At 59.1% G+C, this 20,740-nt stretch carries 19 protein-coding genes and 1 tRNA gene; 14 read left to right on the top strand and 6 right to left on the bottom strand.

What is annotated here, in order from left to right; genetic code table 11:
• Positions 1 to 31 precede the first annotated feature (31 nt).
• A complete protein-coding gene (tsaD, locus tag E4O97_RS12410) occupies positions 32 to 1,057 on the bottom strand; it encodes a tRNA (adenosine(37)-N6)-threonylcarbamoyltransferase complex transferase subunit TsaD (RefSeq protein ID WP_005792063.1) in 1,026 nt (341 codons plus the stop codon).
• 203 nt (positions 1,058 to 1,260) lie between these two features.
• Between tsaD and rpsU the strand changes: the two genes are divergently transcribed.
• The 5 genes from rpsU (at position 1,261) to E4O97_RS12385 (ending at position 9,765) form a co-directional block, all read left to right on the top strand.
• Positions 1,261 to 1,476: a 30S ribosomal protein S21 gene (gene rpsU / locus E4O97_RS12405; RefSeq protein WP_002551877.1), complete on the top strand. Its 216-nt coding sequence runs from the start codon at positions 1,261 to 1,263 to the stop codon at positions 1,474 to 1,476.
• A gap of 443 nt (positions 1,477 to 1,919) precedes the next feature.
• Entirely contained in the window at positions 1,920 to 3,890 is a 1,971-nt protein-coding gene (dnaG, locus tag E4O97_RS12400) for a DNA primase (RefSeq protein WP_005792066.1), read from the top strand.
• 67 nt (positions 3,891 to 3,957) lie between these two features.
• A complete protein-coding gene (rpoD, locus tag E4O97_RS12395) occupies positions 3,958 to 5,808 on the top strand; it encodes an RNA polymerase sigma factor RpoD (RefSeq protein WP_005792068.1) in 1,851 nt (616 codons plus the stop codon).
• Positions 5,809 to 5,929: 121 nt separating this feature from the next.
• A complete protein-coding gene (locus E4O97_RS12390) occupies positions 5,930 to 9,673 on the top strand; it encodes a bifunctional diguanylate cyclase/phosphodiesterase (RefSeq protein WP_216090386.1) in 3,744 nt (1,247 codons plus the stop codon).
• 15 nt (positions 9,674 to 9,688) lie between these two features.
• Positions 9,689 to 9,765, top strand: a tRNA-Ile gene (locus E4O97_RS12385).
• Between the two features lie 47 nt (positions 9,766 to 9,812).
• Here the strand turns inward: E4O97_RS12385 and E4O97_RS12380 are convergent.
• Positions 9,813 to 10,214, bottom strand: coding sequence for a type II toxin-antitoxin system HicB family antitoxin (locus E4O97_RS12380; RefSeq protein WP_216090387.1), 402 nt, complete (start codon positions 10,212 to 10,214; stop codon positions 9,813 to 9,815).
• A gap of 52 nt (positions 10,215 to 10,266) precedes the next feature.
• The gene (locus E4O97_RS12375; RefSeq protein WP_082629601.1) at positions 10,267 to 10,449 is read right to left on the bottom strand and encodes a type II toxin-antitoxin system HicA family toxin; all 183 of its coding nucleotides are present in this window, start codon (positions 10,447 to 10,449) and stop codon (positions 10,267 to 10,269) included.
• 281 nt (positions 10,450 to 10,730) lie between these two features.
• On the opposite strand from E4O97_RS12375, the gene E4O97_RS12370 reads away from it, so the two are divergent.
• The 9 genes from E4O97_RS12370 (at position 10,731) to pqqE (ending at position 19,631) form a co-directional block, all read left to right on the top strand.
• Positions 10,731 to 11,177 (top strand): Lrp/AsnC family transcriptional regulator, encoded by a 447-nt coding sequence (locus E4O97_RS12370; protein WP_003194755.1) that lies wholly within the window; start codon positions 10,731 to 10,733, stop codon positions 11,175 to 11,177.
• Positions 11,178 to 11,344: 167 nt separating this feature from the next.
• Positions 11,345 to 13,027: an NAD(P)/FAD-dependent oxidoreductase gene (locus E4O97_RS12365; RefSeq protein WP_032881195.1), complete on the top strand. Its 1,683-nt coding sequence runs from the start codon at positions 11,345 to 11,347 to the stop codon at positions 13,025 to 13,027.
• A gap of 10 nt (positions 13,028 to 13,037) precedes the next feature.
• A complete protein-coding gene (locus tag E4O97_RS12360; protein WP_032879127.1) occupies positions 13,038 to 13,832 on the top strand; it encodes a carbon-nitrogen hydrolase family protein in 795 nt (264 codons plus the stop codon).
• Between the two features lie 48 nt (positions 13,833 to 13,880).
• Positions 13,881 to 16,256, top strand: a complete 2,376-nt coding sequence (pqqF, locus tag E4O97_RS12355) for a pyrroloquinoline quinone biosynthesis protein PqqF (protein WP_248161424.1) — start codon at positions 13,881 to 13,883, stop codon at positions 16,254 to 16,256.
• Positions 16,257 to 16,414: 158 nt separating this feature from the next.
• Positions 16,415 to 16,489 carry a pyrroloquinoline quinone precursor peptide PqqA gene (gene pqqA / locus E4O97_RS12350; RefSeq protein ID WP_003194766.1) on the top strand — a complete coding sequence of 25 codons (75 nt, stop codon included), beginning with the start codon at positions 16,415 to 16,417 and terminating at the stop codon, positions 16,487 to 16,489.
• 71 nt (positions 16,490 to 16,560) lie between these two features.
• Positions 16,561 to 17,472 carry a pyrroloquinoline quinone biosynthesis protein PqqB gene (gene pqqB / locus E4O97_RS12345; protein ID WP_005792074.1) on the top strand — a complete coding sequence of 304 codons (912 nt, stop codon included), beginning with the start codon at positions 16,561 to 16,563 and terminating at the stop codon, positions 17,470 to 17,472.
• Between the two features lie 11 nt (positions 17,473 to 17,483).
• Positions 17,484 to 18,236, top strand: a complete 753-nt coding sequence (gene pqqC / locus E4O97_RS12340; protein ID WP_017138042.1) for a pyrroloquinoline-quinone synthase PqqC — start codon at positions 17,484 to 17,486, stop codon at positions 18,234 to 18,236.
• Entirely contained in the window at positions 18,233 to 18,508 is a 276-nt protein-coding gene (gene pqqD / locus E4O97_RS12335; protein ID WP_216090390.1) for a pyrroloquinoline quinone biosynthesis peptide chaperone PqqD, read from the top strand. Before pqqC ends, pqqD begins: the two co-directional genes overlap by 4 nt.
• Positions 18,480 to 19,631, top strand: a complete 1,152-nt coding sequence (pqqE, locus tag E4O97_RS12330; RefSeq protein WP_005792079.1) for a pyrroloquinoline quinone biosynthesis protein PqqE — start codon at positions 18,480 to 18,482, stop codon at positions 19,629 to 19,631. Before pqqD ends, pqqE begins: the two co-directional genes overlap by 29 nt.
• A 5-nt stretch (positions 19,632 to 19,636) precedes the next feature.
• On the opposite strand, the gene E4O97_RS12325 is transcribed toward pqqE, so the two are convergent.
• The 3 genes from E4O97_RS12325 to E4O97_RS12315 all read right to left on the bottom strand — a co-directional run bounded on the left by E4O97_RS12325 (position 19,637) and on the right by E4O97_RS12315 (position 20,558).
• A complete protein-coding gene (locus tag E4O97_RS12325; RefSeq protein ID WP_003194776.1) occupies positions 19,637 to 19,795 on the bottom strand; it encodes a YqaE/Pmp3 family membrane protein in 159 nt (52 codons plus the stop codon).
• Positions 19,796 to 19,888: 93 nt separating this feature from the next.
• Positions 19,889 to 20,209: a DNA-binding transcriptional regulator gene (locus E4O97_RS12320; RefSeq protein WP_032879122.1), complete on the bottom strand. Its 321-nt coding sequence runs from the start codon at positions 20,207 to 20,209 to the stop codon at positions 19,889 to 19,891.
• A complete protein-coding gene (locus E4O97_RS12315) occupies positions 20,193 to 20,558 on the bottom strand; it encodes a type II toxin-antitoxin system RelE/ParE family toxin (protein WP_032879120.1) in 366 nt (121 codons plus the stop codon). Before E4O97_RS12315 ends, E4O97_RS12320 begins: the two co-directional genes overlap by 17 nt.
• Between the last annotated feature and the right edge of the window lie 182 nt (positions 20,559 to 20,740).

Below are 20,740 nucleotides of genomic sequence, written 5' to 3'. Positions count from 1 at the left end.
ATACGCCGGGCGAAACCGGTTCACGTAAGCCCTACAGCGGCGGCAACTGCTCCATCGGCCAGCGCGCCTGCACGCTGATCGCCAGGCTTTCATGCTGCCCGGCCTGCAAGCGCTGGCAGCCGGCGTAGGCAATCATCGCGCCGTTGTCAGTGCAGAATTCCGGGCGGGCGTAGAACACATGGCCTTGCATGTCGCCGAGCATTTTTTCAAGCGAACTGCGCAACGCCTTATTGGCGCTGACGCCGCCTGCGATCACCAGCCGCTTCATACCTGCCTGCTTGAGGGCGCGCTTGCACTTGATGGTCAAAGTCTCTACCACGGCCTGCTGGAACGCCAGTGCGATGTCGCAACGGGCTTGCTGACCGTCGTCCCCGGCGCTGACGCTCTGCTGCCAGGTATTCAGCGCGGACGTTTTCAAACCGCTGAAACTGAACATCAGCCCCGGCCGATCACACATCGGACGCGGGAAAACGTAGCGCCCGGCGACGCCTTTCTCGGCCAGACGGGCGATTTCCGGACCACCAGGATAGTTAAGCCCCATCATCTTCGCGGTTTTGTCGAACGCTTCACCGGCGGCATCATCCAGGGACTCGCCCAACAGCGTGTATTGGCCGATTCCATCGACCTGAACCAACTGCGTATGACCACCCGACACCAACAAAGCGACGAACGGGAACTCTGGAGGTGTTTTTTCCAACATCGGCGCCAGCAAATGGCCTTCCATGTGGTGCACGCCAAGGGCGGGAATACCCCAGGCAAAGGCCAGCGCCTGGGCGCAAGAAGCCCCAACCAGAAGGGCTCCGACCAATCCGGGGCCTGCCGTGTAGGCGATGGCGTCGATCTCGGTCGGCACACAGCCGGCCTCATCCAGCACCTGGCGAATCAACGGCAGCATGCGTTTGACATGATCACGGCTGGCCAGCTCCGGAACCACGCCGCCATAGGCGCGGTGCAGGTCGATCTGACTGAACAGTGCATCGGCCAAAAGCCCGCGTTCACTGTCGTATAGTGCGACTCCGGTTTCGTCGCAGGAGGTTTCAAGTCCCAGTACTAGCATGGGTTTGCGCCTTGTAGAGGCTGAATTCGAAGGCGCGCATAATAGTCGCCACTCCCCCTCCCGACTAGCGGTTTTCGATCAGAGGCTTTGCATTCCGGCCAATGAGGGGTTAACATCCGCAACCCTTAAAAACCGACGACCTCAGCCGCGAATTTTTTGCGACGAGAACGTTGATTCCCGGTAATGAAAGAAGGTAGCTCTGGATGCCAGCCGTCAAAGTAAAAGAGAACGAACCCTTCGACGTAGCTCTGCGTCGTTTCAAGCGCTCCTGCGAAAAAGCCGGTGTTCTGGCTGAAGTTCGTAGCCGCGAATTTTATGAGAAGCCAACTTCTGAGCGTAAGCGTAAAGCAGCAGCCGCTGTTAAGCGTCACGCCAAGAAAGTTCAGCGCGAACAGCGCCGCGCCGTTCGTCTGTACTAATACACAGACGTTCGTAGCAAGCTTCTGCCAAGCCCGGCCCTCAGCCGGGCTGTTGGCATTTGCGGATATCGCTTGATGCTTCACCGTCGACGCCGCACATGCGACCGAGACACTGCTTCACACGTCAGGGCTGGCTCTTTTGCCAGCGGTGCACGTCTCTTCTGACGAGCCTAACAAGGCTACTGACGAGCACACCTATTCTTCAAGCAGGCGATCAACTGTATCGGCTGTGCCCATCGATGCGTTTCCGAGGCCCACCATTGGCCAAGACCGGACGCCCGGGCAACATTTCCATGCCGAACACTGATCAGAAACTACCCTCAGTGAATATTCGGCAGATACACTTCCTGAAGACCCATGCAGACGATGATGATCAAGCACTCCATACGTGCGCTTGAACACTTCACGGGCCCTCATTTACACGCAGTGATGACGAGAACGCCATGGCCGGGCTGATTCCCCAGAGCTTTATTGACGACCTTCTGAACCGCACCGACATCGTCGATGTTGTCAGCTCACGCGTACAGCTGAAAAAAGCCGGCAAAAACTACACCGCCTGCTGCCCGTTCCATAAAGAAAAAACGCCGTCATTCAGTGTCAGTCCCGACAAGCAATTCTATTATTGCTTCGGTTGCGGCGCTGGCGGTAACGCCCTCGGCTTCCTGATGGACCACGACAACCTGGACTTTCCCCAGGCCGTCGAGGATCTGGCAAAAGCCGCGGGCATGGAAATCCCCCGGGAAGAAAGTGGCCGCCCGCACAAACCCCGGCAACCCACCGATTCGCCGCTGTATCCGCTGCTGACCGCGGCCGCCGACTTCTATCGCCAGGCGCTTAAAAGCCATCCGCAGCGCAAGGCCGCCGTTGACTACCTCAAGGGCCGCGGCCTCACCGGTGAAATCGCCCGCGACTTCGGCCTCGGCTTCGCCCCGCCCGGCTGGGACAACCTGTACAAACACCTGAGCAGCGACACCCTGCAGCAAAAGGCCATGATCGATGCCGGCCTGCTGATAGAAAACGCCGAGACCGGCAAGCGTTATGACCGTTTCCGCGACCGCGTGATGTTTCCGATCCGCGACAGCCGTGGCCGCATCATCGCTTTCGGTGGCCGCGTACTCGGGGACGACAAGCCCAAGTACCTGAACTCCCCGGAAACCCCGGTGTTCCACAAGGGCCAGGAACTCTACGGCCTGTTCGAAGCGCGCAAGAACAACCGCAACCTCGACGAAATCATCGTGGTTGAAGGCTATATGGACGTGATCGCCCTGGCCCAGCAAGGTCTGCGCAACGCCGTGGCAACCCTGGGCACCGCCACCAGCGAAGAGCATTTGAAGCGCCTGTTCCGCGTTGTGCCCAGCGTGCTGTTCTGCTTTGACGGCGACCAGGCCGGCCGTAACGCCGCCTGGCGTGCGCTTGAGGCCACACTGTCAAGCCTGCAGGACGGGCGCCGCGCACGCTTCCTGTTCCTGCCCGAAGGCGAAGACCCGGATACCCTGGTCCGTTCGGAGGGTACCGACGCGTTCCGTGCGCGCATCAATCAACATGCGCAGCCGCTGGCGGATTATTTTTTCCAGCAATTGACCGAAGAAGCCGACCCGCGCTCGCTCGAAGGCAAGGCTCATATGGCCACCCTCGCTGCGCCATTGATCGACAAGGTGCCAGGCGCCAATTTGCGCACGCTGATGCGCCAGCGCCTGCTGGAAATTACCGGTTTGAGTGGCGAAGCCGTGAGCCAGCTGGTGCATAGCGCACCGCAAGATGCGCCGCCAGCCTACGATCCAGGCATGGATTACGACGCCATGCCGGACTATGCCGACTTTCACCAGCCTCAGGAGGCCTTTGCCCCCCAACAGGAGTGGACGCCGAAAAAGCCCGGGGCCGGCGGCAAGAAATGGGACAAGAAACCCTGGAGCAAAAATGGCAAGCGCGGTGATCGCGATGAAGCCTACGCTCCACGCACACCCGTAGCAGTGGAAGCCCCGACGCTTATTGCGCTGCGTACGCTGATTCATCACCCACAACTGGCCGGCAAGGTTGAAAGCGCCGACCACTTTGCCAACGAAAGCAACACCTACGCCCAGGTGCTGATTGCCCTGATCGAGGCGGTGCAGAAAAATCCCAAGCTAAACTCAATCCAGCTGATGGCTCGCTGGCACGGCACGGAACAAGGCCGTTTATTGAAAGCATTGGCGGAAAAGGAGTGGCTAATTGACGGCGACAACCTTGAACAACAGTTTTTAGACACCATTAATAGGTTATCTGCGGGTCAACACACTCAGACCCTCGATGAGCTCATTAAGAGAGCAAGGCAGCCGGGATTGTCGGCTGAAGAGCAGATTCAGATAGCAAAACAGATGCGCGACCTCTTAAAACAGAATGTTTACGCATCAAACCCGACCTCAGCTGGCGTGTGAGGTCATAGCTCGGGTATAATCCTCGGCTTGTTTTTTGCCCGCCAAGACCTTCAGTGGATAGGGTGTTATGTCCGGAAAAGCGCAACAGCAGTCTCGTATCAAAGAGTTGATCACACTTGGTCGTGAGCAGGGTTACCTGACTTACGCGGAGGTCAACGACCACCTGCCTGAGGATATTTCAGATCCAGAGCAGGTGGAAGACATCATCCGCATGATTAACGACATGGGGATCAACGTATTCGAAGTCGCGCCAGATAAGGATTCCCTTATGCTGGCCGACGCTGATACCGACGAGGCCGCCGCTGAGGAAGCTGCTGCCGCGCTGGCTGCAGTAGAGACCGATATCGGCCGCACGACGGACCCGGTGCGCATGTATATGCGTGAAATGGGTACTGTCGAGCTGCTGACACGCGAAGGCGAAATCGAAATCGCCAAGCGTATCGAAGAGGGCATCCGTGAAGTGATGGGCGCAATTGCGCACTTCCCAGGCACGGTTGACCACATTCTCTCCGAGTACACCCGCGTCACCACCGAAGGTGGCCGCCTGTCCGACGTCCTGAGCGGTTACATCGACCCGGACGACGGCATTGCGCCGCCTGCCGCCGAAGTACCGCCGCCTGTCGACGCCAAAGCCGCGAAAGCGGATGACGACGCCGAAGACGACGACGCCGAAGCCAGCAGCGACGACGAAGATGAAGTCGAAAGCGGCCCGGACCCAATCGTCGCGGCCCAGCGTTTCGGTGCGGTTTCCGATCAAATGGAAATCACCCGCAAGGCTCTGAAGAAGCATGGTCGCTCCAACAAGCAGGCAATTGCCGAGCTGGTGGCGCTGGCTGAGCTGTTCATGCCGATCAAGCTGGTGCCCAAGCAATTCGAAGGTTTGGTCGAGCGCGTTCGTAGCGCCCTTGAGCGTCTGCGTGCACAAGAGCGTGCGATCATGCAGCTGTGCGTGCGTGATGCCCGTATGCCGCGTACCGACTTCCTGCGCCAGTTCCCGGGCAACGAAGTTGACGAAAGCTGGACCGACGCACTAGCCAAGGGCAAGGCGAAATACGCCGAAGCCATCGGCCGCCTGCAGCCCGATATCATCCGCTGCCAGCAGAAGCTGACTGCGCTTGAGACCGAAACCGGTCTGACGATTGCTGAAATCAAGGACATCAACCGTCGCATGTCGATCGGTGAGGCCAAGGCCCGCCGCGCGAAAAAAGAGATGGTTGAAGCGAACTTGCGTCTGGTGATCTCGATCGCCAAGAAGTACACCAACCGTGGCCTGCAGTTCCTGGACCTGATCCAGGAAGGCAACATCGGCTTGATGAAAGCGGTAGACAAGTTCGAATACCGTCGCGGCTACAAGTTCTCGACTTATGCAACCTGGTGGATTCGTCAGGCGATCACTCGCTCGATCGCCGACCAGGCCCGCACCATCCGTATTCCGGTGCACATGATCGAGACCATCAACAAGCTCAACCGTATTTCCCGGCAGATGTTGCAGGAAATGGGTCGCGAACCGACCCCGGAAGAGCTGGGCGAACGCATGGAAATGCCTGAGGATAAAATCCGCAAGGTATTGAAGATCGCTAAAGAGCCGATCTCCATGGAAACGCCGATTGGTGATGACGAAGACTCCCATCTGGGTGACTTCATCGAAGACTCGACCATGCAGTCGCCAATCGATGTCGCCACCGTTGAGAGCCTGAAAGAAGCGACTCGCGACGTACTGTCCGGCCTCACTGCCCGTGAAGCCAAGGTACTGCGCATGCGTTTCGGCATCGACATGAATACCGACCACACCCTTGAGGAAGTCGGTAAGCAATTTGACGTGACCCGCGAGCGGATCCGTCAGATCGAAGCCAAGGCACTGCGCAAGTTGCGCCACCCGACGCGAAGCGAGCATCTGCGCTCCTTCCTCGACGAGTGATACCAGAACCCCCGGCCCAGGCCGGGGGTTTTGTTTTGCACAGATAAAATTCCCCGCAACACCCCTCCCCTGAAATGCCCGTCTACACTCGAACTATTCCCCGTGCCATAACGAGACCGTTATGCCCAGATTGCCGACCGTGTTGCTACTGTCGCTGCTGACCTGGACCGCAACGGCTGGCGCGTTGACTCTCACGGAGGATGAGCGTAGCTGGTTGGCGGACCATCAGGAGCTTCGCCTTGGGGTGGACGCGTCCTGGCCCCCCTTTGAATACCGTGATGAGAATGGTCGTTACCAGGGCCTGGCTGCCGACTATGTACGCCTGATCCAGGACCGACTGGGTGTCAGGATCAAGCTGATCGAACCGGCAAACTGGACCGCTGTACTTGAACAAGCCCGGAGCAACCAGCTCGACTTGCTACCCGGCATCATGTCCACTCCGGAGCGCCAAAGCTACCTGGCCTTTACACGCCCCTACCTCGACTTTCCCATTGTCATCCTTGCCCATGAAGGCGGCGCGAAACCACGCAACCTAAAGGGTTTGTACGGGCTGAAAATTGCCGTGGTGGAAAACTATGCGCCCCATGAATTGCTGCGCACTCACCACCCGGACCTGAATCTGGTGGCGATGCCCAACGTCAGTTCGACGCTGCAAGCCCTGGCCACCGATGAAGTGGATGCAGTCGTCGGCGACTTGGCATCCAGCGTCTGGAGCCTGCGCCAACTCAAGCTCGATGGCTTGTACGTCAGTGGCGAAACGCCCTATCGCTACCAATTGGCAATGGGCGTCCCGCAGGAACAGAAAATGCTGGTGGGCATCCTGGACAAAGTCCTCGCCGACCTTAGCTCAGCCGAAACCGATGCGATCCAGCAACATTGGGTCGGCAGCTTCACCGATCACCGCACCTTCTGGGTCGACCTGCTGACGTACGGCCTGCCCGCTGTATTGTTGCTCAGTACCGTGCTGGCGGTGGTCATTCGGATCAATCGCCGGCTCAGTTCGGAAATCTCCCGCAGGGTCGCCCTTGAACAAGAACTGCGCAGCAGCGAATACCACTATCGCGGCCTGGTAGAGAGCTTGTCCGCCATCGCCTGGGAAGCGAGCATCAGCGATTTCACCTACAGCTATGTGTCGCCCCATGCCGAAGACTTGCTCGGCTATCCGCGCGCCCACTGGCTGATTCCGGGTTTCTGGCGCAACATCATTCACCCCGCCGACCTCACGCGCACCGAAGCGTATTGCTACCGGGAAACCCGTGCCAATCGTGATCACAGCGTCGATTACCGGGTCATCACGGCGGACGGCCGTTGCCTGTGGGTGCGCGATATTGTCAGCCTGATCGAACACGGCCATGAGCCAGTGCTGCGCGGCCTGATGATCGATATCAGCGAAGCCAAGCGCACGGAGGAAGCCCTGCAACTGTCCGAGCAGAAGTTTGCGTCGGTGTTCCAACAATGCCCCGACATTCTGGTGATCGCCAGGCTATCCGATGGCTGCCTGCTGGAGGTCAACAAGGCATTCGAGGACCAGATTGGCCTGACCGCCGACGAGGTCGTGGGCAAAGCCGCCTCAGATCTGAATATATGGGACATTCAGGGCGTCGGGCCGGATTTGTTGCAGCGGGTACAGACCACCAGTATCCGCAACCTGGAAATGTCCTTTCTGCGCAGCAACGGCCAAGCGTTTACGGGGCTGATCTCAGCTGAGCCTTTCCAACTCGACACCACCGAAGCTCTGGTGGTGGTAGTGCGCGATATCACCCAGCTCAAGGAAACCCAACAGCAACTGCAAACCTCCGAAGAGAAGTTCGCCAAGGCGTTCCATGCGTCCCCCGACGGCTTGCTGCTGAGTCGCCAAAGGGATGGCCTATTGATTGAGGTGAACGAAGGTTTCAGCCATCTGACCGGATTCACCAGCGCCTCTTCCCTCGACCAATCAACCCTGGACCTGGGCATCTGGGTCGACCTCAACGAACGCAAGCACATGCTGGAATTGATGCAGCGCGACGGCTTCGTGCGTGATTTCATCTGCCATATCCGTCGCGCCGACGGCCAGCTTCGCCTCTGCGAAGTCTCCAGTCGCCCGCTGCCCATCGGTGACGAAGACTGCATGCTGACCATCGCTCGGGACATCACCGAACGCCAGCAGATGCAGGAAAAACTGCAACAGGCCGCCACGGTATTCGAGAGCACCGCTGAAGGCGTTTTGATCACCGACACACGACAGAACATCAGTGCCGTCAATCGCGCCTTCAGTGAGATCACCGGCTACAGCGAAATCGAAGCACTCGGCCATACCCCGAGCCTGCTAGCCTCGGGCCTGCATGACAGCGCATTCTATGCGGCGATGTGGCACCAATTGACGGCCCATGGACACTGGCAGGGAGAGATTTCCAACCGCCGCAAGAACGGCGAGGTGTACCCAAGCTGGCTGACCATCAGCGCCGTGCGTAACCGCGACCAATTGATCACGCACTTCGTTGCCGTGTTTGCCGACATCTCCAGCCTCAAGCTGGCCCAGGCACGCCTGGACTATCAGGCCCACCACGACCCGCTGACCGGTCTGCCCAACCGCACCCTGTTTGAAAATCGACTGCAGGCCGCCCTTAACGGCCAGCAGGAAAGCGGCAGGCAAGGCGCGGTGTTGTTTCTTGACCTGGACCGTTTCAAACACATCAACGACAGCCTCGGCCACCCGGTCGGCGACCTGCTGCTCAAAGACATCGCCGTACGCCTCAAGCAGCAACTGCGCGACGTCGACACCGTTGCCCGCCTGGGCGGGGATGAATTCATCATCTTGCTGCCCGGCTTGCAGCAGGCCGGCGATGCCCAGTATCTGGCGAACAAACTGCTCGACTGCTTTACACCCCCATTCCAGGCCGGTGACCATGAGTTTTTTATCAGCGCCAGTATTGGCACCAGCCTTTACCCACAGGATGGCACCGACGTCGCCACTCTGGTCAAGAACGCCGATGCTGCGATGTATCGCTCCAAGGCCAAGGGCCGCAACCGTGTCGAAAGCTATACCCGCGACTTGACGGCCCAAGCCAATGAACGCGTAGCGCTGGAGCACGAGCTGCGCCGTGCCATCGAACGTGAAGAACTGAGCCTCTATTACCAACCCAAGCGCAGCCTGTTGACCCAGGAGTTGATCGGCGCCGAAGCCCTGATCCGCTGGCATCACCCGACCTTGGGCGACGTCCCGCCCGAACACTTCATCGCCCTGGCCGAAGAGAACGGCACGATCCTGCAGATTGGCGACTGGGTGCTGGAACAAGCCTGTCGGCAGTTGCACGCCTGGCAAGAGGCTTTCGACGATTTCGGGCCACTGTCGGTCAACCTCGCAGGCGCGCAGCTGCGTCACCCCAACCTGTTGTCACGCATCGAACAACTGCTGCGCGATTACCGCCTTGAACCTGGCTGCCTGCAATTGGAGATCACCGAGAACTTCATCATGAGCCAGGCCGAAGAAGCCCTGGGGGTTCTGCATCAACTCAAACGCTTGGGCGTCCAGCTGGCGATCGATGATTTCGGCACTGGCTACTCGTCCCTCAGCTACCTCAAGCGCCTGCCCCTGGACTTCCTCAAGATCGACCAATCCTTCGTTCGAGGCCTGCCCGACGATCCCCACGACGTCGCCATCGTGCGCGCCATCATCGCGCTGGGCCACAGCATGCAATTCACTATCATTGCCGAAGGCGTAGAGACCCCCGCACAGCAAACATTCCTCGCCGCCGAAGGCTGTGAACAGATGCAAGGCTACATCGTCAGCCTGCCCCTGCCGCCGGAGCTTTTTGCCGCGAGCTTCCTTCGTACGAAGCTGGAGGATTTTTCGGATGGCACAGTGAACAAACCATCGTTATAATCCGCGACCTACTGAGGGCCTATAGCTCAGTTGGTTAGAGCAGGGGACTCATAATCCCTTGGTCGCAGGTTCGAGTCCTGCTGGGCCCACCAACTTGAAAGCCGCGCATTGCGCGGCTTTTGTGCATCTGGCATTTCACTCAAGCGGACAATTCACGCAGCGCCGCCGTCGCCAAAAAACCTGATCGGGAAGCGTAGCGATGATCTTTTTGCACGCGTTCGTCAATCCGGTGTAGAAGCTGCTCGGGTAAAGAAGCATTGAACCGTACCGACTTACCCAAGTAAGGCGCGAGATCAAAATCAACAATCGCCCAGACACCACCGGCGTAGTCCGGATTTTCGAGATGAGCATCAACCTCTTGCGCCTGCGGAAGGGTTTCCTCGTCGGCAACCAGCCCCTCGAGGTGCAGCGCCAGCGCCTCCCGTACATTATCCAACGCTTCGGAAAACGAAGAGCCCGCCGAGAAGCAACCGGGTACATCAGGGACTGTTACGCTGTAATCCGAATCAGCATCTTTATGTACTACCACTGGAAATTTCATCATTCCTCCTCTGAACAAGCCCACTGGGCTCCTTCACCGTCAGCCTGGCTCATCACTTAAGCCCTGCTGATTTAAAAATACTATGCAAAGTGCCTTTGGCAATCTCTGACTTGGGATGAGGGACGGTCACTCGCCCCCGCTTTATAGGATGTTTGAACTGGTGATGACTGCCCTTTGTCGCCACCTCAAACCATCCATCCGCAACCAGCAGATCAATTACCTCTCTACTTCTCATCGCCCCACCTTGCAGTGTGTATATTACACACTGCCAATGGGCAGCGCGCTTTTTACACACACAAAACATACCAATGAAAAGACCGTCCAACCTTGAACGGGCCCCAGACAAAATATGATGACAACGAGGTAGACCGTCTCACCAGCAAACTTCTGTCAGTTTTTATGCACTGGAGCGTTAAGCTCCCTAACGGCCCACGCTCAAAACTTCCGTGCCTGCCATCTCGGCCACACATGCCTGTAACATAAATCCCGATTACCCCCCGCACCGGAGTCCCCCCCTTGCCCGCCCTAGACGAAATCGACCGCCAACTGATCGCCGCCCTGCAGCTCAATGCCCGCGAAAGCGTGGCCATGCTTGCCCGGCAACTGGGGATTGCGCGCACCACAGTCACGTCACGCCTGGCACGCCTGGAGAAAACCCAGGTGATCACCGGTTACGGCGTGCGCTTGGGCCAGCGCGTCGCGGATGGGGGTTTGCAGGCTTATGTGGGGATTACCGTGCAACCACGCTCAGGCAAAGAGGTGCTGCGCAGGCTGAGTGCCATGGCGCAGGTGCAGCAGTTGTGTGCGGTCAGCGGCGAATTCGATTACGTGGCCTGGCTGCGCACCGATTCGCCGGAGCAACTGGACCAACTGCTCGACCAGATCGGCAGTGTCGACGGTGTGGAGAAAACCACCACCTCGATCATCCTCAGCAACAAATTGGATCGCGGACAGCCAATCTGATCGATAACTTCGTCATATTGACAAAAATCAGTGCAATCCGACGACACATTGCGTCTTATTAACGAGCGCTACGCTCCCTAAACTGGCTGCCATCTTTTCCTATACTCAACGGGCCATATCCCGCCGAGCCGTCAGTAAGGTCAGCCATGAGCATTCCGTCCAGCACTATCAGCAAGACCAATCGTCACCCAGCAGACGGCAAGAAACCCATCACCATTTTCGGCCCGGATTTCCCCTTTGCCTTTGATGACTGGATCGAGCACCCCGCCGGGCTGGGCAGTATTCCCGCCGCCAACCATGGGGCCGAAGTGGCGATCGTGGGCGCCGGTATCGCTGGTTTGGTCGCGGCCTACGAGCTGATGAAGCTGGGGCTCAAGCCAGTGGTGTATGAAGCCTCGAAGATGGGTGGCCGCTTGCGCTCCCAGGCCTTCGAAGGCGCCGAAGGCATCATCGCCGAGCTGGGCGGGATGCGCTTCCCGGTGTCGTCGACGGCGTTCTACCATTACGTAGACAAGTTGGGGCTGGAAACCAAACCCTTTCCCAACCCGCTGACCCCGGCGTCCGGCAGCACTGTGATTGATCTGGAAGGCCAGACCCACTACGCACAAAAACTCTCCGACTTGCCTGCGCTGTTTCAGGAAGTGGCCGATGCCTGGGCCGATGCACTGGAAGCCGGCTCGCAGTTCGGCGATATCCAGCAGGCGATCCGCGACCGTGATGTACCGCGGCTCAAAGAACTGTGGAACAAGCTCGTGCCGCTGTGGGATGACCGTACCTTCTACGACTTCGTCGCAACCTCCAAGGCCTTTGCCAAGTTGTCGTTCCATCATCGCGAGGTGTTTGGCCAGGTCGGCTTCGGCACCGGCGGCTGGGACTCGGACTTCCCCAACTCCATGCTGGAAATCTTCCGCGTGGTGATGACCAACTGCGACGACCATCAACACCTGGTCGTTGGCGGCGTAGCGCAAGTGCCCATGGGCATCTGGCGTCATGTGCCGGAGCGCTGCGCCCATTGGCCGGCCGGCACCAGCCTCAGCTTGCTGCATAGAGGCGCACCACGGGCAGGGGTAAAACGCATTGCTCATGCGGCCGATGGCCGTTTCGCCGTCACTGACAACTACGGTGATACCCGCGAGTACGCCGCGGTGCTGACCACCTGCCAAAGCTGGCTGCTGACCACCCAGATTGAATGCGACGAAACCTTGTTCTCGCAAAAAATGTGGATGGCCCTGGACCGCACGCGCTACATGCAGTCGTCGAAAACCTTCGTGATGGTTGACCGCCCATTCTGGAAAGACAAAGACCCGCAAACCGGCCGCGACCTGATGAGCATGACCCTCACCGACCGCCTGACCCGCGGCACCTATCTGTTCGATAATGGCGACGACAAGCCGGGGGTGATTTGCCTTTCCTACTCGTGGATGAGCGACGCCCTGAAAATGCTTCCCCAGCCTATCGACAAGCGGGTGAAGCTGGCCCTGGACGCGTTGAACAAGATCTACCCCAACGTCGATATCAAGGCACGCATCATCGGCGACCCGATCACGGTTTCCTGGGAAGCCGACCCGCACTTCCTCGGGGCTTTCAAAGGTGCACTGCCCGGCCACTATCGCTACAACCAGCGGATGTACGCGCACTTCATGCAGAAAGACATGCCCGCCGAACAACGCGGGATTTTCATCGCCGGTGACGACGTATCGTGGACGCCCGCGTGGGTCGAAGGCGCCGTACAAACCTCGCTCAACGCGGTGTGGGGCATCATGACTCACTTCGGTGGCAGCACCCACCCAGAGAACCCGGGCCCCGGCGATGTGTTCGATGAAATTGGGCCAATCGCCCTGGCCGAGTAAGGAGCTGAACATGCGTGTCGCCCTGTACCAATGCCCGCCGCTGCCGCTGGATGTGGCCGGTAATATCCAGCGCCTGCGCCAACTGGCGCAAGAGGCATCCGACGCCGATGTGCTGGTGCTGCCAGAGATGTTTCTCTCGGGCTATAACATCGGCGCCGAAGCCGTTGGCGCGTTGGCCGAGGCGCGGGATGGGGAGTCTGCCCAAGCCATTGCCGAGATCGCGCAAAACGCCGGGCTGGCCATTCTTTACGGCTATCCGGAGCGGGCTGACGATGGGCAGATCTACAACGCCGTCCAGTTGATCGACGCCGAGGGGCAGCGCCTGTGTAACTATCGCAAGACCCACCTGTTTGGCGATCTGGATCACGCCATGTTCAGCGCAGGCGACGATGATTTTCCGGTGGTAGAACTCAACGGCTGGAAGCTGGGGTTTCTGATTTGCTACGACCTGGAGTTTCCGGAGAATACCCGGCGTCTGGCCCTGGCCGGCGCCGAACTGATTCTGGTGCCCACCGCCAACATGGTGCCGTTCGATTTTGTCGCCGACGTCACCGTGCGTTCGCGGGCGTTTGAAAACCAGTGCTTTGTGGCCTATGCCAATTACTGCGGGCACGAAGGCGAGATTCATTACTGTGGACAAAGCAGCATTGCCGCACCGGATGGCCAACGTATCGCCCAGGCCGGCCTGGACGAAGCCTTGATCGTCGGCACCCTGGATCGCCAGTCAATCCTCAGCGCACGCGCCGCCAACCACTACCTGCAAGACCGACGCCCCGAACTCTACGGCGCGCTGCACAAGCCCTGACCCCACGGGTTTGCTAGCATAGGCACTTCTCACGCCTCGGAAGTGCCCATGCCTGCGCCGGTTCACCCTCACCCCGTTCATCTGACCCTGGCCAATGGCCTGCGAGTATCCCTGCGCCATGCGCCGCGCTTGAAGCGCTGCGCCGCCGTTCTGCGCGTGGCTGCCGGCAGTCACGATGTGCCATTGGCCTGGCCGGGGCTGGCACACTTTCTTGAGCATTTGCTGTTTCTCGGTACCGAGCGTTTTCCGGCCGGGGAAGGATTGATGGCCTACGTGCAGCGCCTCGGTGGGCAGGTCAATGCCAGTACCCGCGAGCGAACCACCGAGTATTTCTTTGAGCTGCCGGTGTCGGCCTTCGCTGACGGGCTGGCGCGGTTGGCAGACATGGTGACTCATCCACGCCTGACGCTCGACGATCAACGACGTGAACGCGAAGTGCTGCACGCGGAATTCGTGGCCTGGTCCGAGGACGCCAGGGCACAACACCAAGTTGCGTTGTTGCAAGGTTTAGCGGCCGATCACCCGCTGCGAGGATTCCATGCCGGCAACCGCGACAGCCTGACGGTGGAAAGCGACGATTTTCAGCAAGCCTTGCGCGAATTCCATAGGCACTTCTATCAAAGCGGGCAGATGACCTTGAGCCTCGCCGGTCCGCAATCGCTGGCAGATTTGCAAACCCTTGCCCAGCAGTTCGGTGACGAACTGATTGCCGGCCCCCTGCACCCGCAAACCGCACCACCACCCCTGATGCACGGCCAGGCACGCAGCTATCAACACACCGCCAGCCAGCACCTGCATCAGGTCATCACCTGTAACGCCCCCCGCCAAGCACTGGAGTTTCTCTGCACCTGGCTCAACGCTTCGGCGGCAGGCGGGTTGTTGGCCAAACTGAAAGCTAGCCAACTGGCCAGCGCGCTGCATGCGTCTGTGCTGTACCACTACGCGGACCAGGCGGTACTGGATATCGACGTTACCCTCGATAGCGACCGCCAACCGGCGACGCAGATCGAAGCCTTGTTGTATGACTGGCTGAGCTTTTTCGCACACAGCGACTGGAATCCATTACGTGAAGAGCTTGCCTTGCTCAATGCGCGTCAACAGCAGGTTCAAGGCGCCCTGACATTGGCTCGCGACGACAGCGAAGACCTGTCGGACCAAGGCATTGCAGCCCTCAAGACCATGCTGGCATCGCTGCATCTGCCCGCGTCTGAACACGGTTGGCAACTCCCACCGGGTAACCCCTTTCTTCGTGCGCCGGCCAAGGAAGAACGCGCCGGTTTGATCCGCGGCCAAACCAGCGCCCATCGGGGCTTGCGTACCTTTGCCCAGGATCGCTTACGGGGCCGGAGGGAGTTATCGGCGCTGACCTTCAGCAACGCACTGGCAGGTGACACCGACGAAGGCGCGCTGTACCTGCATTGGCGGTTTGACGCTGCCGTACCCGCCGGATTGGAAAGCCTGTTGCAGCCGTTGCGCGAGCAAGCCCGTCAAGCGGGTGTCGAGTTGTCTTGCGAAACCATTGGCAACGATTGGCGGGTGAACATGCACGGCCTTCACGAACCGATGCCGGCCGTGCTCGAAGCGTTGGCGCGCAGCCTGAGCAGCTCGGATGCACATCTGTCATCACCGACGCCCACGCCAATGATCGCCATTCGCGAACTTCTCAAGGCGTTGCCGGCTTGCTGCGTCGGTGTTTCAGCCGACTCCTCGGAGACACCAGCGTCGTGGTCCACCGCTCACTGGCAGGGGCTGGGTGCGGGTTTGCCTGCGGCCTGTGAAGCGGCGATCAAAATCGCCGCCGCCCGCTTGCCAGGGCAGCCGGCCAACATTCAATGCACACCTGAAGTTCTTGACGGGGAGCGGATCTGGCACCCGGTGAACACCGCATCCAGCGACGCTGCGCTGCTGCTTTTTTGTCCAGTGCCGAGCCAATCTCTCGTCGATGAGGCCAACTGGCGACTGCTCGGGCATATGCTCCAGGGCCCGTTCTACCAACGTTTGAGAGTTGAGCTGCAAATCGGCTACGCCGTGTTCAGCGGCATCCGACAAGTCAACGGGCAAACCGGCCTGTTGTTTGGCGTGCAATCGCCCAGCCTGTCACTGGGCAGGATCGCCGAACACCTGCAAGCCTTCCTGCAACAACTGCCGTCTTTGATCGAACGCAGCGCAGACGTGGGCAATCAGCCTCTTGCGCAGCAATTCACGGCGCAGGCACTCCCCGTCAGCCAAGCCGCCGATTTGCTTTGGCACGCGCAGTTGGCGGGTCATTCGTCGAGTTACCTGGATCAACTTCAACACCTGATCCAAAGCCGCACACGCGAGGACTTGCAGCACGCAGCCCAACAACTCCTTGAAGCAGCAGGCGGCTGGCGTTGCGTAGCTAACGGCCCGCGTATCAGCGATGACTGGCAAGCGGCACAATGATCGTTGCCAACCCTGCAACAGGCTTTTTCCATCGAGACAGCGCTAACTTGAAAAGAATTGCGTAACATTGCGCAGCAATATCTGAACATCTCCAGTGGGAGGTGGACTATATGTATTACTTGGTAGTGAACGTCCCATCCCTTGATAGGAGTAAGAATATGACCTGGTCCAAACCTGCTTACACTGATCTGCGTATTGGTTTCGAAGTCACCATGTACTTCGCCAGCCGTTGATTGGCTGAGTAATACAACGCCTCGGTTCGCCCGGGGCGTTTTTGTTTTGAGCTGCGCTTGATGGAGCGATCATGTTTGTCCAGATTCTAGGTTCCGCCGCCGGCGGTGGCTTCCCGCAGTGGAACTGCAACTGCGTGAACTGCGCAGGCTTTCGCGATGGCAGCCTGCGGGCCCAGGCGCGCACCCAGTCGTCCATCGCGATCTCCGACGACGGTGTGAATTGGGTACTGTGCAACGCGTCGCCGGATATCCGCGCGCAACTCCAGGGCTTTGCGCCCATGCAACCCGGGCGCGCCCTGCGCGATACCGGTATCAGCGCAATCATCCTGATGGACAGCCAGATCGACCACACCACTGGCCTGTTGAGCCTGCGTGAAGGCTGCCCGCATCAGGTGTGGTGCACCGACATGGTCCATGAAGACCTGAGCACCGGGTTCCCGTTGTTCACCATGCTGACCCACTGGAACGGCGGCCTGGCCTGGAACCGCATCGAACTGGACGCCAGCTTCACCATTCCGGCCTGCCCCAACCTGCGTTTCACCCCACTGCCGTTGCGCAGCGCAGCGCCGCCCTACTCGCCGCACCGCTTCGACCCGCACCCCGGTGACAACATCGGCCTGATCGTCGAAGACCTGCGCACCGGCGGTAAACTGTTCTACGCCCCGGGCCTGGGCAAGGTCGACGCGCCGCTGCTGGATATCATGGGCGGCAGCGATTGCCTTTTGGTAGACGGCACGATGTGGGATGACGATGAAATGCAGCGCCGTGGCGTCGGCACCCGCACCGGGCGCGAGATGGGCCACCTGGCGCAGAACGGCCCGGGCGGTATGCTCGAAGTGCTGGAGCAGTTGCCCAAGCAGCGCAAGGTGCTTATCCACATCAACAATACCAATCCGATCCTCGATGAAGATTCCCCCGAGCGAGCCGAGTTGGTGCGGCGCAATGTCGAAGTGGCGTACGACGGCATGAGCATTGAATTGTAGGAGCCACTGAAATGACTGACACACCGCTGACGACCGCCGAGTTCGAAGCAGCCTTGCGGGCCAAGGGCGCCTTCTACCATATCCATCACCCCTACCATGTGGCGATGTATGAAGGCCGCGCTACCCGCGAGCAGATCCAGGGCTGGGTCGCCAATCGCTTCTATTACCAGGTGAACATCCCCCTGAAAGACGCCGCGATCCTGGCCAACTGCCCGGACCGTGAGATCCGCCGCGAGTGGATCCAGCGTTTGCTCGACCACGACGGCGCACCGGGGGAAGACGGCGGTATCGAAGCCTGGCTGCGCCTGGGCCAGGCCGTTGGCCTCGACCCGGACCAGCTGCGCTCCCAGGAACTGGTGCTGCCCGGCGTACGCTTCGCGGTGGACGCCTACGTCAACTTCGCCCGCCGCGCCAGTTGGCAGGAAGCTGCCAGCAGCTCGCTGACCGAGCTGTTCGCGCCGCAGATCCACCAATCGCGCCTCGACAGCTGGCCGCAGCACTACCCGTGGATCGACCCGGCCGGCTACGAATACTTCCGCACCCGCCTGGGCCAGGCTCGTCGCGATGTGGAACATGGCTTGGCGATCACCTTGCAGCACTACACCACCCGCGAGGGTCAGGAGCGCATGCTGGAAATTCTCCAGTTCAAACTGGATATTCTATGGAGCATGCTCGATGCAATGAGCATGGCCTACGAACTCAAACGCCCGCCCTATCACAGCGTGACCGAGCAGCGGGTGTGGCATAAAGGGATCACCCTATGAGCTTTGATCGCAGCAAAATACCGACCTGGCGCCAGGGCTACCGTTTCCAGTATGAGCCTGCGCAAAAAGGCCATGTGCTGCTCTATCCGGAAGGCATGATCAAGCTCAACGACAGCGCCGCGTTGATCGGCGGTTTGATCGACGGCGAGCGCGACGTGGCAGCCATCATCGCCGAGCTGGACCAACAATTCCCCGACGTACCGGAGCTCGGTGAAGACATCGAGCAATTCATGGAGGTCGCCCGTGCTGAGCACTGGATCACCCTTGCCTGAAAAACCCGCCATCGGCTTGCCGCTGTGGCTACTGGCCGAGTTGACCTATCGCTGCCCGCTGCAGTGCCCGTACTGTTCCAACCCGCTGGATTTCGCCGAGCAGGGCAAAGAGCTGAGCACCGAGCAATGGATCAAGGTGTTTCGCGAAGCCCGCGAGATGGGTGCCGCACAGCTGGGGTTTTCCGGGGGTGAACCACTGGTGCGACAGGACTTGGCCGAACTGATCGCCGAGGCCCGCAAGCTGGGCTTCTATACCAACCTGATCACCTCCGGTATCGGCCTGACCGAGCAGAAAATCAGCGACTTCAAAAAGGCCGGGCTGGACCATATCCAGATCAGTTTCCAGGCCAGCGACGAACAGGTGAACAACCTGTTGGCCGGCTCGAAAAAAGCCTTCGCGCAAAAGCTGGAAATGGCCCGTGCGGTCAAGGCACACGGCTACCCGATGGTGTTGAACTTCGTCACCCATCGGCACAATATCGACAAGATCGACCGCATCATCGAGCTGTGTATCGCGCTGGAAGCGGATTTTGTCGAACTCGCCACCTGCCAGTTCTACGGCTGGGCGCAGCTTAATCGCGTGGGCTTATTGCCGACCCGAGACCAGTTGGTGCGCGCCGAACGCATCACCAATGAATACCGCGCCAAACTGGAAGCCGAAGGTCATCCGTGCAAGCTGATCTTCGTGACACCGGATTATTATGAAGAGCGTCCGAAAGCCTGCATGAACGGCTGGGGCAGCATCTTTCTGACGGTGACACCGGACGGCACCGCCCTGCCCTGTCACGGCGCGAGGCAGATGCCGGTGCAGTTTCCCAATGTGCGCGACCACAGCATGCAGCACATCTGGTACGACTCGTTTGGTTTCAATCGCTTTCGCGGCTACGACTGGATGCCCGAGCCCTGCCGCTCATGCGATGAAAAGGAAAAGGATTTCGGCGGCTGCCGTTGCCAGGCGTTCATGCTCACCGGTGACGCCAGCAATGCCGACCCTGTATGCAGTAAGTCCGAGCAGCACGGCATCATCCTGCAGGCACGGGAAGAAGCCGAACATGCCACCCAGACCATCGAGCAACTGGCCTTTCGCAATGAGCGCAACTCACGGCTCATTGCAAAAGGCTGAGGGCTTCAACGCTTGGCGATGATGTACACCGCGTGGATGATGCCAGGGAAGTAACCGCACAGGGTCAGCAGGATATTCAGCCAGAATGCACCGCCGAAGCCTACTTGCAGGAACACACCCAGTGGCGGCAGCAGAATAGCGATGATGATACGAATAATGTCCATGGGTCAGCTCCAGAAAATCGGCTCGTGTGAGCCGTGTAGCTAATCGACATTGGCGGTTCGTGAGGGTTCAGTGGATTCTGGCATCGGGCCATCTCACGCCAGAATCTGCAGACCATGCTTCTTCACGACGCTCAACAACTTGAGTGCCATGCCGCTGGGCCGTTTCTCGCCCGACTCCCATTTTTTGACCGTGGAAGCACTGGTGTTCAGGTAGCGGGCAAATACAGGTTGGCTGACATGGCTGCTTTCACGCAGTTGCTTGATCTGTTCGGCAGGGATTTGGTCCGGCATGGCAGATAAGCATGCTTCATCATATTCTCGAAGCGTGGTTTTGCTGATGGCGCCGATGGCATGAAGCGCTTCGGCAGACTGATGAATGGACTCAAGCGCCTCACTTTTATACTTCTTGGTCATGATGTATCTCCACAAACTCCCTGAGATCCAGCATGCGCTGAATCTGTGCTTCGTTTAACCCTTCATAAGTTTTGGCAAGTGTTCGAAACCAGACAAGTTCGCTCTGCGTTATATTGCTTTGATCCTGCTTCGCGAACAGAAACTGATAAACCCAATAATGCCTGCCCTTGGCCAATACAACAGACCGATGCCGATTCTGGTTGAGACGTTTTTTCCAGACACCACCTCCCAGATTATCTGCCTGCCCCCTCAACATTTCGCCAAACGCCTTCCTCAACTCAGAATCGCAGATCCAGACTTTAGTGGCCGCCTCGGCAAATCGCCTTGTTTTGAACAACCTGAGCCTCATGGAGATCCCTTCCTAAAACATACCACCCAGTGGCATAGATTAAAAGTCGAGCACGTCGTGCCCCTCCGGCAGTCCTTGCCGACGCTCGCTAAAAAGCCATCGTTTCCAAAGAGACTCAATAAACGTTTTCACACCAGAAATTACTCAGGCAAAAAAACGCCCCCAGCCAAAAGAATCAGGCT

The organism is Pseudomonas sp. W15Feb34 (genome assembly GCF_023127765.1).
Lineage (GTDB): Bacteria > Pseudomonadota > Gammaproteobacteria > Pseudomonadales > Pseudomonadaceae > Aquipseudomonas > Aquipseudomonas synxantha_A.
The sequence above is the reverse complement of the archived record's forward strand: the minus strand, read 5'-3'. Positions and strand labels throughout refer to the sequence as shown.